General features: G+C 65.2%; 12 protein-coding genes. 5 read left to right on the plus strand and 7 right to left on the minus strand.

Annotated features, from left to right (window positions below):
• Positions 1-102: 102 nt before the first annotated feature.
• The 4 genes from rplI to rpsF are packed head-to-tail and all read right to left on the minus strand — an operon-like array spanning position 103 to position 1,746.
• A complete protein-coding gene (rplI, locus tag CH292_RS13800) occupies positions 103-558 on the minus strand; it encodes a 50S ribosomal protein L9 (RefSeq protein WP_019665162.1) in 456 nt (151 codons plus the stop codon).
• 16 nt (positions 559-574) lie between these two features.
• Positions 575-817 (minus strand): 30S ribosomal protein S18, encoded by a 243-nt coding sequence (rpsR, locus tag CH292_RS13805; RefSeq protein WP_019665161.1) that lies wholly within the window; start codon positions 815-817, stop codon positions 575-577.
• A 43-nt stretch (positions 818-860) separates the two neighbouring features.
• Positions 861-1,400, minus strand: a complete 540-nt coding sequence (locus tag CH292_RS13810; RefSeq protein ID WP_019665160.1) for a single-stranded DNA-binding protein — start codon at positions 1,398-1,400, stop codon at positions 861-863.
• A 58-nt stretch (positions 1,401-1,458) separates the two neighbouring features.
• Complete coding sequence (gene rpsF, locus CH292_RS13815) at positions 1,459-1,746, minus strand: 30S ribosomal protein S6 (protein ID WP_026347802.1); 288 nt, start codon at positions 1,744-1,746, stop codon at positions 1,459-1,461.
• A gap of 229 nt (positions 1,747-1,975) precedes the next feature.
• Between rpsF and CH292_RS13820 the strand changes: the two genes are divergently transcribed.
• The 3 genes from CH292_RS13820 to CH292_RS13830 all read left to right on the plus strand — a co-directional run bounded on the left by CH292_RS13820 (position 1,976) and on the right by CH292_RS13830 (position 4,791).
• Complete coding sequence (locus CH292_RS13820; protein ID WP_019665158.1) at positions 1,976-3,331, plus strand: glycosyltransferase family 87 protein; 1,356 nt, start codon at positions 1,976-1,978, stop codon at positions 3,329-3,331.
• Positions 3,332-3,538: 207 nt separating this feature from the next.
• Positions 3,539-4,222 (plus strand): response regulator, encoded by a 684-nt coding sequence (locus tag CH292_RS13825; protein ID WP_170947527.1) that lies wholly within the window; start codon positions 3,539-3,541, stop codon positions 4,220-4,222.
• Positions 4,223-4,392: 170 nt separating this feature from the next.
• Complete coding sequence (locus tag CH292_RS13830; protein WP_094627666.1) at positions 4,393-4,791, plus strand: response regulator transcription factor; 399 nt, start codon at positions 4,393-4,395, stop codon at positions 4,789-4,791.
• 43 nt (positions 4,792-4,834) lie between these two features.
• Here the strand turns inward: CH292_RS13830 and CH292_RS13835 are convergent, their stop codons facing one another.
• Entirely contained in the window at positions 4,835-8,608 is a 3,774-nt protein-coding gene (locus CH292_RS13835; RefSeq protein ID WP_094655025.1) for an AAA family ATPase, read from the minus strand.
• Between the two features lie 212 nt (positions 8,609-8,820).
• Here CH292_RS13835 and CH292_RS13840 point away from each other — a divergent pair, with 212 nt between their 5' ends.
• Positions 8,821-9,108: a LuxR C-terminal-related transcriptional regulator gene (locus tag CH292_RS13840; protein WP_051104900.1), complete on the plus strand. Its 288-nt coding sequence runs from the start codon at positions 8,821-8,823 to the stop codon at positions 9,106-9,108.
• Between the two features lie 3 nt (positions 9,109-9,111).
• Here the strand turns inward: CH292_RS13840 and CH292_RS13845 are convergent, their stop codons facing one another.
• Both CH292_RS13845 and CH292_RS13850 read right to left on the minus strand, forming a co-directional pair.
• Positions 9,112-10,209, minus strand: a complete 1,098-nt coding sequence (locus tag CH292_RS13845) for a DUF475 domain-containing protein (RefSeq protein WP_019665153.1) — start codon at positions 10,207-10,209, stop codon at positions 9,112-9,114.
• A 125-nt stretch (positions 10,210-10,334) separates the two neighbouring features.
• Entirely contained in the window at positions 10,335-10,910 is a 576-nt protein-coding gene (locus CH292_RS13850) for a TerD family protein (protein WP_019665152.1), read from the minus strand.
• Positions 10,911-11,158: 248 nt separating this feature from the next.
• Between CH292_RS13850 and CH292_RS13855 the strand changes: the two genes are divergently transcribed.
• Positions 11,159-12,262: a hypothetical protein gene (locus tag CH292_RS13855; RefSeq protein WP_019665151.1), complete on the plus strand. Its 1,104-nt coding sequence runs from the start codon at positions 11,159-11,161 to the stop codon at positions 12,260-12,262.
• The last annotated feature ends 9 nt before the right edge of the window (positions 12,263-12,271 follow it).

Here is a 12,271-nt window from a genome sequence, read left to right on the forward strand (position 1 = left end):
AAACCGTTGCGGCAGTGTATTTTTTGTGACAAACCACGAAAAAAGCCCCACGAACCAAGGTTCGTGGGGCTTTTTCCAGCCGTATCGGGCCAGAAGCTTGAATCAGCTTCCGACGACCTCCAGCTTGAACTTCGCAGCCACATCGGGGTGCAGGTTCACGACGACGTCGTGCTTGCCCGTTGCCTTGATGTGAGCCTTGGGGAGATCGATGCTGCGCTTGTCGACGACCGGTCCGCCTGCTGCCTTGATGGCAGACGCGACGTCCGAAGCCGTCACGGAGCCGAACAGCTTGCCCGAGTCACCTGCGGTCTTGACCGACAGGGAAACCGACTCGAGTCCTTCGATGGCCTGCTTGAGCTCGTTGGCGTGCTCGAGGCCGCGAACGGCGCGAGCTTCCTGAGCGCGGCGGATGCCTTCGACCTGCTTCTGGGCTCCGCGGGTGGCCTGAATGGCCAGTCCACGGGGCAGCAGGAAGTTGCGGCCGTATCCGTCCTTGACCTCTACGGTGTCGCCGGGCGCACCGAGGTTGTCCACATCAGCGGTGAGGATCAGCTTCATGATGATCGCTCCTTTCTTATCGTGCCGTCGCGGCGTAAGGCAGCAGAGCTACCTCACGCGAGTTCTTCACGGCAACGGCCACGTCACGCTGATGCTGGACGCAGTTGCCGGTGACTCGACGCGCGCGGATCTTTCCGCGGTCGCTGACGTACTTACGCAGCAGCGTCGTGTCCTTGTAGTCGATCTGTGTGTTCTTTTCCTTGCAGAAGGAACACGCCTTCTTCTTGAGCACCTTGTCGCGCAATGGCGGTTTCGGCATGGTCTTTCTCCGTTACGTCTGGTTGTTCTCGATCACGAAGGATCTAGAACGGAGGCTCGTCGTCCCCACCGCGAGACCCACCGAAGGAGCCCGACGCCTGCGGGGCACTGCCCCAAGGGTCGTCTCCGCCGGAATTGGATCCCGAGTTGGAGTTCGAGCGTCCGCCGCCCGATCCACCCGAGGAACCACCGAAGCCGCCGCCTCCGCCACCTCCACCACGATTGGCCTTGTTGACCTTGGCGGTGGCGTAGCGAAGCGAGGGACCGATCTCGTCGACTTCGAGCTCGACGACAGTCCGCTTCTCACCTTCACGCGTTTCGTACGAACGCTGCCTGAGCCTGCCGGTCACGACGACGCGTGCCCCGCGGGTCAAGCTCTCGGCCACGTTCTCCGCAGCTTCACGCCAGATGTTGCAGCGCATGAAGAGTGCGTCTCCGTCTTTCCATTCGTTGGACTGACGGTCGAACGTGCGCGGTGTGGACGCAACAGTGAAGTTGGCCACGGCCGCACCGGCCGGGGTGAAACGAAGTTCTGGATCTGCCGTCAAGTTCCCGACGACGGTGATGACGGTCTCGCCTGCCATGGTTCCTCTTTCAGTAGTAAGTCTTTGTTGATGCCAGCCTAGAGGCGAGCAACGACAATTACTTGCCCTGTCGCAGGACCTTCGTGCGCAGAACGGACTCGTTGAGTCCGAGCTGGCGGTCGAGCTCGCTGACGGTGGCAGGCGCGGCGTTGATGTTCACAACGGCGTAGATGCCCTCGGCGTGCTTGGCGATCTCGTAGGCCAGACGACGCTTGCCCCAGACGTCGACCTTGTCGACGCTGCCGCCGTCCTTGCGAACGACGTTGAGGAACGTATCGAGCGACGGAGCGACAGTGCGCTCGTCCAGATTGGGGTCGAGAATGACCATCAATTCGTAATGACGCATAAGACCTCATCACCTCCTGTGGACTGAGTGAAAACGGCCGCGGACGATCCGCGGCAGGAGGGTCGTTGCGTCAGCAACCCTTGGAGGGTACACGGCCATGCCCTGACCTGCGAAATCAGACGACGGTTCCGACGACCGCCTCGGCTCGTCCTAGGCTTACCTCATGCATCCGGGTGGACGGTCGTCTCGTGGGCGTCGCCTGCCATCGGCTGCCGCGTCGACGTCGACGATGATCGTCCTGGTCGCGTCCTGTGCGCTGACGTTGATTCTCGGCTACCTCAACAAGGCCCGCTGTGCCGTGGCGCCGTTCTACGACAACGGCCGGAGCACGACGTTCGACTCCGTCAAGGACAGTTGGGTCTGCTACTCCGACATTCAGTTCCTGTGGCTCGGCCGCGACATCGACAACCACGTGTTCCCCTACCTTCACGGGGCGATCACCTCCAACGGGGTGTTGACGGGTGGAACGGTCGAGTACCCCGTGCTGAGCGGGGTGTTGATGTGGCTGGGTGCGGTACCGGCCCACACCGACGCCGAGTTCCTCCTCTACACGGCTCTGCTTCTCGCGCCGTTCGGGCTGATCACGGCCTGGATGCTGGGCCGATTGGCCGGCAAGTCCGCGTTGCTGTGGTCGGTGGGTCCACCGTTGGTCATGTACGCGTTCCACAACTGGGAACTGCCCGTGGTCGCGACGGCCGTCGGTGCAGTGTTCGTGATGAGCATGCGGATGTCGTTGCGGGTGAAGGCTGTTCTTGCGGCGATACTGCTGGGAGTGGGATTCTGTCTCAAGCTGTACCCGGGCGCCTTCGTCCTCCCACTCGCCGCGTACGTCGCGTACGGCGGCGCGACGGGCCGGGTGCCGGGAACCAAGTTGGACCTGCGCGGCGCGCTGTCCGTCCTCGCCGCTGCGGCAGGAACCGTCGTCGTCGTCAATCTTCCCTTCGCGGTCCTCGGATACGAGGGATGGAAGGCGTCGTTCGCGTTCCAGAGTCTGCGGCAAGCCGACATCACCACGAACTCGATCTGGTACTGGGGTCTGCGGCAACTGTGGGTGACCGACGCGATGACGGCGGAAAGTCACGAGCAGGCCGAGACGGCGTTCCAGAACACCGTCGACATTCTGTCGCCCCTTCTGGTGTTCGCGGCGTTCGGTCTTGCGCTGTGGATGGGTGTGCGTCGCGCGAGTACCGAGCACGTGTACCCGTGGGTGGCTGTCAGCGGATCCATGCTGTGCGGATTCCTGCTGCTGCACAAAGTCCATTCACCTCAGTACACGTTGTGGCTCATCCCGTTCTTCGTCCTGCTCCGAGTGCCGTGGGCTCTGGTCGCGGCCTACCTGGTGGCCGATCTGTCGATGGGCATCGGCGTCTTCCGGTACTTCGCCGCGCTCGCTCAGGGCACCGATGCGGGTACCGAGGAATTCTTCGTCGAATTCGGGGTCTGGGGTCGCGCAGTACTGCTGGTCGTCGCGTTCTTCGTGTTCGCGCGGGCCCGGCCCCGTTTCGATGCGTCCCGCCGCGACGGCGACGTCCCGGCGCCCGACGTTCCCGCCTCGTCGACGTCGTCGACATCCGCTGCTCCCTGACCGAGTCCTGACTTCTCCCCGTTCCACACCGCAGACGTAACGAACCAATCGCGTTGTTCGACATTCGTCTCAGGCAGCCGAGTTCACCTCGGCTGAGACATCAGAGGTGGGGCAATGACAGTGGTTCCGGGGGCGACGACACCGCACATCGCGGCGGATGAACCGCATTCACCAGCAGCAGGGCAACCGCTGCCGGCGCAGACGTCGATGGGCAGCGACACCGTGCCCGACGCCGCGGCAGGTCGCCGACGGATCGGCCTGGTCGAGGACCACGAGTCCGTCGCGGTCGGTCTCCGCGCCATTCTGTCCGACGAAGCCGATCTCGAGCTCGTCGCCGTGACCACCACCGTCGACGAGCTCGTAGGACTCGGCCACCGGCTGGATCTCGTCGTACTCGATCTTCGGCTGGGTGACGGTTCGTCGCCGAGGTCCAACGTCGAGAGGCTGCACTCCGTCGGCGTGCAGGTCCTCGTCTACACCGGTGCCGAGAACCCGTTCCTCGTGCGTTCCGCCGCGAGGGCGGGCGTGCTCGGCGTGGTCCGCAAGTCGGAACCCGCCGCCGCGATCGTCTCGGCCATTCGCCGAGCAGCCGCAGGTGGTCAGGTGGTCACGACCGACTGGGCCGCGGCCATCGACGGTGATCCGCATCTTCCCGACGTCGGACTCAGCCCACGCCAACGCGAAGTCCTGGCGCTGTACGCATCCGGCGAGAAAGCTGCTCGCGTCGCTCGGCTGGCCGGGTTGTCCGAGCAGACGGTCAACGACTACCTCGTGCGTATCCGGAACAAGTACGCCGAGGCAGGCAGGCCAGCGCCGACCAAGACCGATCTCTACAAGCGGGCCGTGGAAGACGGCTGGCTGCCGATGCCGGAGCCACCCAACCAGAACTGACGGGCCACCGCGCCTGAACGTCATCTCGGTCACAGTGCACGCCGTGTACATGGTTGTCGTTTCAATGCCCCTAGTTTTCAGGGCAGACAAACCTGGCAGTCAACTGTGAAGATCATTTACGCGAATGGTTGTGCCAAGCCACAACCGCAGGAACCTCGGGGAGAATTCACATGACAGTCAGCATCGACGCCTCAGCCTTCGGCGCTTCAGCCTTCGACGCCTCGGCCTCGGGTACGGGCAGCGGGCTCGGCAACGCAGCTCCGCGACGGACCATGTCTCTCGTCCCACCGCCCATCCAGCTGCCTCCGACCGGCGGATCGCGCGCAACCGGACCGTTTCTCCCTCGGCCCATGCTCACCCAGCGCGAGATCGAGGTGCTCACCGGCTGGATCAAGTGCGACTCCAAGGTCGAGGTCGCGAAGTCGCTGTTCCTGTCGCTGGGAACTGTCAACACTCATCTCACGCGTATTCGCGCGAAGTACGCCGCTGTCGGCCGTACCGCGTCCACCAAGGCGTCACTCGTTGCCCGTGCCCTGCAGGACGGCCTGATCGACATCGCCGATCTCTGACGCCCACCATCTGCCGAGCTCACGAATCAGCACAGCTCGCGAATCAGCACAGCTCGCGGAACGGCGATCCCGGGAGATACTGATCCCATTCCTCCCGGGTGATCGTCGATCCTCCACCGGCGCAGATCCTTTCGACCACGTCCTCGGGATCGGTCCGCCACACTCGTAGGTCCTTCTCCGGTCCACCGCCGATCACTGCGGCACCGCCTGCGGTGAACACTGCGTCGTTGACGCGGTTGCCGTAGGCGGTCAGCGTCGCGAACGTCCGCGAATCGAACGGGTCGGAGATGTCCCACATCCACATCGACTGGCCGTCGACGCCTGCAACGAGTCTGGTGCCACTCGGATCGAACGCCACCGAATACACCGACTCCCTCGGACCGACGATCTGGGCGACGTGGCGCGGCGTCGTCGGATCGGCGACGTCCCACAGTCGGAGCGTGTGGTCCGCACTGCCCGCGGCGAGCAGTCGCCCGTCGGGTGAGAACGCCGCTGCCTGCGCGTCGCCGGAGAAGCCCGCGACGGTCGACACCTTGACCGGAGCCGCCGGGTCGCTGACGTTCCACAGTTCGACCTCGTCGTTCAGCGTCGGAACGGCCAGCGTCCGTTCGTCCGGGCTGAAGGCCATGACCTGCGGATTGTTGCCGACGTCGAAGCCGGACAGCCGCGTGGGCCGCGACGGATCGCGGACGTCCCAGAGTTCGACGTCGGGAGTGTTCTGCGGGGACACGGCCAGCAGATCACCGGTACGGCCGAAGACCAACACGCCTACGAGCGAGTCGACGGCGGCGTGCGGGGTTCCGAGCGCAATCGGATTCTGCGGCGCCCGGACGTCCCACAGTTGGAACGCTCCCGACGACGTGCCACCGGCGGCCAACGATCCATCCCACGACAGCGCCGCCGCACCCGTCAGCGGGTCGGCGGTGGTCGGGGACAGCGGCCTCGCGGACGCGATCGGTCGGTTCGGATCTGTGACATCCCACAATCGAAGGCCGTCGCCGCGCGAACCGACGCCGGCGAGGACTCGTGTTCCGCTGCCGTCCGTCGGGTTGATGAAGACGGTGTCGGTCTGTCCTGGCATCACCGGTCCAGGCAGGGGCCAGACGCGGGTGACTCCGTCCTGCCCCGCCGTGATCAGAGCGGAATCGTCCGGTGCGTAGTCGACCGACATGACGACCGTCGATCCCGGCAATGTTTCACGTAGAACACCCGTCGCCGCATCCCACGTCTTGATCGAGTTGTCGGAACTGACGGCGGCGAGTTCCGATCCGGTGCCGTCGAATGCCACGTCGTTGACGTAACTGGTGAAGCCGGTCAGGGGTGCTAGTGCGGCGAGGCGACCACCGGGTTCGACGGCCCAACGCGCCACGTCTCGACCTGTCGTTCCTGCAGCGATCGTGCGACCGTCCGGGGAGTACGTCACCGACAGGTAGTCGTAGGTACCGCCGTCCGAAGGAATCTCGAAGGAGGTCGTGGTCAGCGCCGGCATCTCCCACACCTGCAACCCACGAGCCTTGCCCGCCGTGACCAGTGCCGATCCGTCGGGAGAAAACGCCACGGCATTCATCGGGACCGACGTCGCCGGAACGACGGCGAGAGTGGGCGCCGCCGGGTCGGCCACGTTCCACACCGAGACGGCGCCGCCGCCGGACACCAGCGCCAACGACGATCCGTCGGGCGCGAACGCCATCGCTTTCGCCGTCGTCGCGTCGTCGCCGACGGCCGACAGGAGCGCCGGCGAATCGACGTCGGCGATGTCCCACAGGCTTGTTCCCGACGCACCCGACACCGCCAGAGTCCGGCTCGTCGGCGCGAACGCGACGGTGAGCGCGCTGCCCGGTTCCCCGATGTCGACGGTTCCGCGGGCGCGAGCCGGTGCACCGAGCGACCACAACCGGACCGTGCCGTCGGCGCCCGCAGCCGCGAGAACCTCCCCGGTGGAATCGACTCGCGCGACGGTCTCGCCCGACACGCCGGGCAGCCGGACAGGAGCATGCACCGCGGAAGCGTCGAGCAGCGCCGATCTCGCTGCCGTCGCCGGATCGATCTCGTACGCAGCGAGGGCCAGATGAACCGACAGGCCTGGGTCGAGTGCGCGGAAACGCTCGGCCGAGCCCGCCAACTGACCCGCCAACGCGGCTTCGGCCTCGATGCGCCTGTCGTCCGCATCGCTGCTCGCCGAGAACGCGACCACCGCCGACACCACCGCCACGACCGTCAGCACCGCGAGCGCTGCGGTCAACACCTCGAGCACTCGCCGACGCCTGCGCTGCTGCGACTCGGTGTGAGCGACTCGCCTCTCGCTCGCGGCGAGGTAGTCACGTTCGACGACGTTGAGGTCACCCTCCCGGTCGCCCTCGGCGAGCGAATCGTGCAGGGCATCGAGGCGACTCGCGGGCAGAAGCACCGTCGAGTCGCGCCCACTGTGATCCCACAGCACGGCAGCGTCGGTGAGGCGGCGATGCACCAGATGCCACTGCCGGTCCCCGTCGATCCATCGGCGAAGCCGATCCCAGGCTGTCAGCAGCACCTCGTGTGTCACCGACACCGAGTCCTCTTCGACGGTGAGAAGACGCGCCGCCGCGAAACGCTCCACCACCACTTCGACGTCGGCGTCGGTGTCCTCCCCGCGGAGAAGTTCGCCGCGGTCCACGCGTCGACGCGTCAGGACGTCGTCCTCGATGTTGACCAATCGCACGAAGACCAGGGCCGCGGCGATCTGCTGGGCCGGGTCGAGCGACGAGTAGACGGCCTCGGCGGACTGGCCGACAGCCCCCGGTATCCCGCCGGTGGAGAAGTAGTCGTCGACGGTCATCGTCGGGCCCGTCGCCGTCGACCACGTCGCGAGCAGTGCGTGCGACAGCATCGGGAGTGCACCCTGATCGTGCGCGAACACCGTGCCCGACGGCTCCATCTCCGACAACAAGGTCCGAAGCAGTGCGTCGTCGACGCCGATTCCGGCCTTGCGTGCGGGTTCGACGATGGCGTCCCGCAGCTGGTCCGGACGAAGGCGACCGAGCACGATCGGATTGTCGACGAGGCCGGGCCTCAGGACATCCTCGGCCACCGCGTTCTGATAGAAGTCGGCGCGCAGACCCATCACGACGACGGCACCCGCCACCACCTTCCGCTGCACCGCAGCCAGAACTGCGTGCCGCCGATCCGCGCCGGCGAGCGTCCACAACTCCTCGACCTGGTCGAGGACGACGACACTGCCGTCCGTTCGGTCCGTCGGATCGGAACTCGTGGTTGCCGTCGTCGACCAGGCTTCGATGCCGGACAGTCCGGTGTGCACCCGAGCACCGTTCACCCCGGCGCCGCCGAGGGACGCCGCCAAACCCGCCCGCAGTACCGACGACTTACCCGATCCCGATGCCCCGAGGACGAAGACGACCCCGCCCCCGTCGTCGGCGACGCGACGTACTTTCTCGCGAAGCTCGGCGACGACGTCGGACCGTCCGAAGAACCATTCCGCGTCCGACGCCTCGAACGATTCGAGGCCCTTGTACGGCGCCCGGCTGCGGTCGGGGCGCTTGCCCGACGCGGGGCGCACCCGGACGATGGCGTCCCACCACAGGGCTCGTTCGTCCGCGTCGCCGACGCCGCACTCGCGCAGGACCCTGTCGAACATGTCGGCGCTGGCGTCCATCGGAAGGTGTTGGCCGGAGAACCATCCGCTGATGGTGCCGTGGAGGGCGCCGGACAACTTCACCAGTTCTCGATACGTCTTGCCCGAGTTCTCCCGCACCGAGCGCAGGCCCGCGGTCAGTTCGGCCTTGGTGGTGATGGTGCGGGGATCGGGCTGGACCGCTGTCATGGCGGAACTATAAGCGAACGGTCGGTTTCACGGTGGTCGAAGCAGGTCTCGGTGTATTGACCTGTACGGACCCCCTGTTTGGGCTGGCCAGACGGCCGTCACGGCTACAGGATCGGACCACGGCGGTCGGGCGTCATCGATGTTTTCAGTGATGGTTTTTCAAGTCCGGGATTCTTCTCGTCTGGGGGTACTTTTCCGTGTTCGTTGCACCGATGCGTACGCACGCACCGACGTCTGTTTCATCGATCGGAGAACGTAGTAAGCACGTGTATCGCAGACCACCGCTCAGCGCGCGGGAAGTGGAAGTGATGATCGCCTGGTTCGCGTCGGACTCGAAAACCGTCGCGGCTGCATCCGTCCACATCTCCGTGGGAACCATCAACACTCACCTGACCCGGATTCGTCAGAAATACTCCGCCGTGGGCAGGCCTGCACCGACGAAGGCCGCCCTGTTCGCGCGTGCGCTACAGGACGGCCATACGAAGCTCGACGATTGGTGAGGACTAGACGTGCATGTGCGTGTCGGTGCCTGCGGCTTCCAGCTTCCGGTTCCGTACCACTGAACTGATGAACGCCGCACCGATGAAGAACACACCGACCAATCCGGTGATGATCTCGTTGATGTGCACGCCGATGGACACCATCAGGATGATCGCCAGTGCACCGATCGCCCAATGCGCCCCGTGCTCGAGGTACACGTAGTCGCTGAGCGTCCCCTTGCGGACCAGGAACACCGTGATCGACCGAACGAACATCGCGCCGATGAAGCCGAGGCCCAGAGCGATGATGATCGGGTCCGCGGTGATGGCGAACGCGCCGATGACGCCGTCGAACGAGAACGACGCGTCGAGCACCTCGAGGTAGAGGAACAGGAAGAAGCCGGCCTTGCCGGTTGCCTTGGCAAGCTCGCTCGGTCCGCCCGAGCCCTCCTCGCCCTCTTCCTCGACGTGGAACAACTCGCCGAGGCCATTGACGGCGATGTAGGTGATCATGCCGAGTACACCGGCAACCATGACTGTGGAGATCTTCTCGTCCTCGGCGAGGAACTCGGCCGTGAGGACCAGGATGATGCTGGCGACGACGACTGCGAGTTGATCCAGCCGGCCGATCCGCGCGAGTGGCTTCTCCAACCAGCTCAGCCACGTGATCTCGCGATCCTCGAAGATGAAGCCGAGGAACAGCATCAGCAGGAACATGCCGCCGAACGCCGCGATCTGTGGGTGCGCGTCCGTCAGAAGCGTCTCGTAACTGGGACGACCGTCGTCGAAGTACGCGGCGTCGTTCGGCGGCGGGTTGAGTGCGAGATCGATTGCGGCGACGGGGCCGAGACCCGACGCAGCCCAGACGATGACCAGGGGAAACAGCAGCCGCATACCGAAGACGGCGATGATGATGCCGATGGTGAGGAAGATCTTCTGCCAGAACTCGCTCATGCGGCGAAGAACGGTCGCGTTGATGACCGCGTTGTCGAAGGACAGCGACACCTCGAGAACGCCGAGGATCAGCACCAGGAACAGTGCCTGCCAACCGCCGTAGAGGAAGGCGACGATCACCGAAACGATGGTGACGCCTATGGACCAACCGAAGATGCGTAGAACCACGGGCGTGTGGCCTTTCTGTAGCCGGCGCAGGTATTGGGACGAACCGGGCTGTGTCTACACACGACAAACCCCGCCTCAATCATGAAGGAAGAGGCGGGGTAGTCCCAATCTTGACCTGGGCTTTACTACACGTTTACTCCGAAATCGCGGGCGATTCCGGCGAGGCCGGACGCGTAGCCCTGGCCCACTGCACGGAACTTCCACTCGGCGCCGTTGCGGTAGAGCTCACCGAAGACCATGGCCGTTTCCGTCGACGCGTCCTCGCTGAGGTCGTAGCGCGCCAACTCCGACTGATCGGCCTGGTTGATCACGCGGATGAACGCGTTGCGGACCTGACCGAACGACTGCGAGCGTGCGTCGGCGTCGTAGATCGACACGGGGAACGTGATCGTGTCGACGTTCGGCGGCACGGCGGCGAGGTCCACCTTGATCTGCTCGTCGTCGCCATCGCCTTCACCGGTGGTGTTGTCACCGGTGTGCTCGATGGAACCGTCGGGGGACTTCAGGTTGTTGAAGAACACGAAATGCTGATCGCTGAGGGCCTTCTTGTCGGCACCGAGCGCGATGGCGCTGGCGTCGAGGTCGAAGTCCGTTCCGGTCGTCGATCGGATGTCCCATCCGAGGCCGACCGTGACTGCGGTCAGGTTGGGAGCTGCCTTCGTGAGTGAGACATTGCCGCCCTTGCTGAGGCTGACGCCCATGACTTTCCTTTCGCCGTGAGTTCCCCTACCGAGGAACACCGTAGTGTCTCGCGTGCCCGATTGGTCACTTTCGTCTTCGGTTCACAACGCTAACGCGCACCACACACCGCGAAGTTCCCGTCAGTACTATCGGGCTGGTGACAAGTCGCCGACCTGGACTCTTCCGCCGCTCGGGCGAGTCGGATCCGCGTGCGCGCGAGGCCCACGGATCCCAGGCACAGAGCACGGCCGTCGCTGCCTTTCTCGATATGGACAAGCGCCAGTCCATCGCGTCGTCCGGCGTCGACGCCGTCCGGTCGATGTACCCCGATCGGGATCCGACCACCGCGTGGGCACCGGCCGAGAAGGCCTGCTTCGACGCAGGCGCGGCATACCTCGCGGCGATGGAACAGTACGACGGCATCGAGACCGGACCGGCCCAGGCTGCGTTCCAGAACGCCGCCCACCTGCTGGGCGAAGCAGCCAAAGCCGTCGACCGGTTCTACGCGGCCCATCGCGACGACCTCGAACAGGCACGATCCGCGCTCGCCGCGACACCGCGACTGGCTCAGGACGCCACAGCGCTCGCCGAGAAGGCTCAACTGGCCGTCGCGTCGGCCGATCCTGCATTCGTCGACTACCCCTCGATTCGCTCGGCGTGGCGCGGCGTCGACACCGCGGTCGCTGCCCTCGACGCCGCGATGAGCTCGAAGGACGCCCCGCGAGCCCGTACCGCCGCGGCGGCGGTGCGGGAAGCCGCCGAAGAACTGGAATCCGCGGTTGCCGCAGCACCGGGCCGCGTCGCCGAGGCCAGAGCCGCGCTGACGTCGGTGAAAACCAGAGTCGAAGCGGTACGCACCCGATTCGATCGTCTCGCCCCCGCGTTCTCCGCGTTGCTACGCGAGTTCAACGTCGCCAGTTCCGCGGATCTCTCGCACAACGAACAGCACAGCGCCCGGCACATCGAGCAAGCCGAGGAGGACCTGTCCGCGGCCCGCGCGTCGTTCTCCTCGTCCAACCCGGAGCAGGCGCTCGAGTACATCGCCCAGGCGCGTAGCCACCTGTCCGACGCCGAGGAACTGGTCGACGCCGTCACCGATCGCCTCGAACTGCTGCGTGAGGTGAAGCTCGACCCAACGGGCGAAGAACGCGCGGTGCGCTTCAAGTTACGAGATGCACAACAGCTCGCCGTCAATCGTTCCCTGGTTGCCGAATGGGGGTCGGTGTTGGATGCTCAGCTGGCTCGAATCGACCGTGCAACCGCAACGCTGACAGGAACACACCCCGACTACTGGTCCTACCTCCAGGACCTGAGAAGTATTTCCGGCTTCATCTCCGGGGTGATCGACCGAATGCGCGGCTCGGCTCGCTAGATCACCTGT

The sequence above is a fragment of the Rhodococcus sp. 14-2470-1a genome, from assembly GCF_002259425.1.
GTDB classification, from domain to species: domain Bacteria; phylum Actinomycetota; class Actinomycetes; order Mycobacteriales; family Mycobacteriaceae; genus Rhodococcoides; species Rhodococcoides fascians_E.

Excerpts from the sequence above, each read along its gene's own strand:
- rplI (WP_019665162.1), bottom strand. The coding sequence starts at position 558 with ATGAAGCTGATCCTCACCGCTGATGTGGACAACCTCGGTGCGCCCGGC.
- rpsR (WP_019665161.1), bottom strand. The coding sequence starts at position 817 with ATGCCGAAACCGCCATTGCGCGACAAGGTGCTCAAGAAGAAGGCGTGT.
- CH292_RS13810 (WP_019665160.1), bottom strand. The coding sequence starts at position 1,400 with ATGGCAGGCGAGACCGTCATCACCGTCGTCGGGAACTTGACGGCAGAT.
- rpsF (WP_026347802.1), bottom strand. The coding sequence starts at position 1,746 with ATGCGTCATTACGAATTGATGGTCATTCTCGACCCCAATCTGGACGAG.
- CH292_RS13820 (WP_019665158.1), top strand. The coding sequence starts at position 1,976 with ATGATCGTCCTGGTCGCGTCCTGTGCGCTGACGTTGATTCTCGGCTAC.
- CH292_RS13825 (WP_170947527.1), top strand. The coding sequence starts at position 3,539 with ATGGGCAGCGACACCGTGCCCGACGCCGCGGCAGGTCGCCGACGGATC.
- CH292_RS13830 (WP_094627666.1), top strand. The coding sequence starts at position 4,393 with ATGACAGTCAGCATCGACGCCTCAGCCTTCGGCGCTTCAGCCTTCGAC.
- CH292_RS13835 (WP_094655025.1), bottom strand. The coding sequence starts at position 8,608 with ATGACAGCGGTCCAGCCCGATCCCCGCACCATCACCACCAAGGCCGAA.
- CH292_RS13840 (WP_051104900.1), top strand. The coding sequence starts at position 8,821 with ATGCGTACGCACGCACCGACGTCTGTTTCATCGATCGGAGAACGTAGT.
- CH292_RS13850 (WP_019665152.1), bottom strand. The coding sequence starts at position 10,910 with ATGGGCGTCAGCCTCAGCAAGGGCGGCAATGTCTCACTCACGAAGGCA.
- CH292_RS13855 (WP_019665151.1), top strand. The coding sequence starts at position 11,159 with ATGGACAAGCGCCAGTCCATCGCGTCGTCCGGCGTCGACGCCGTCCGG.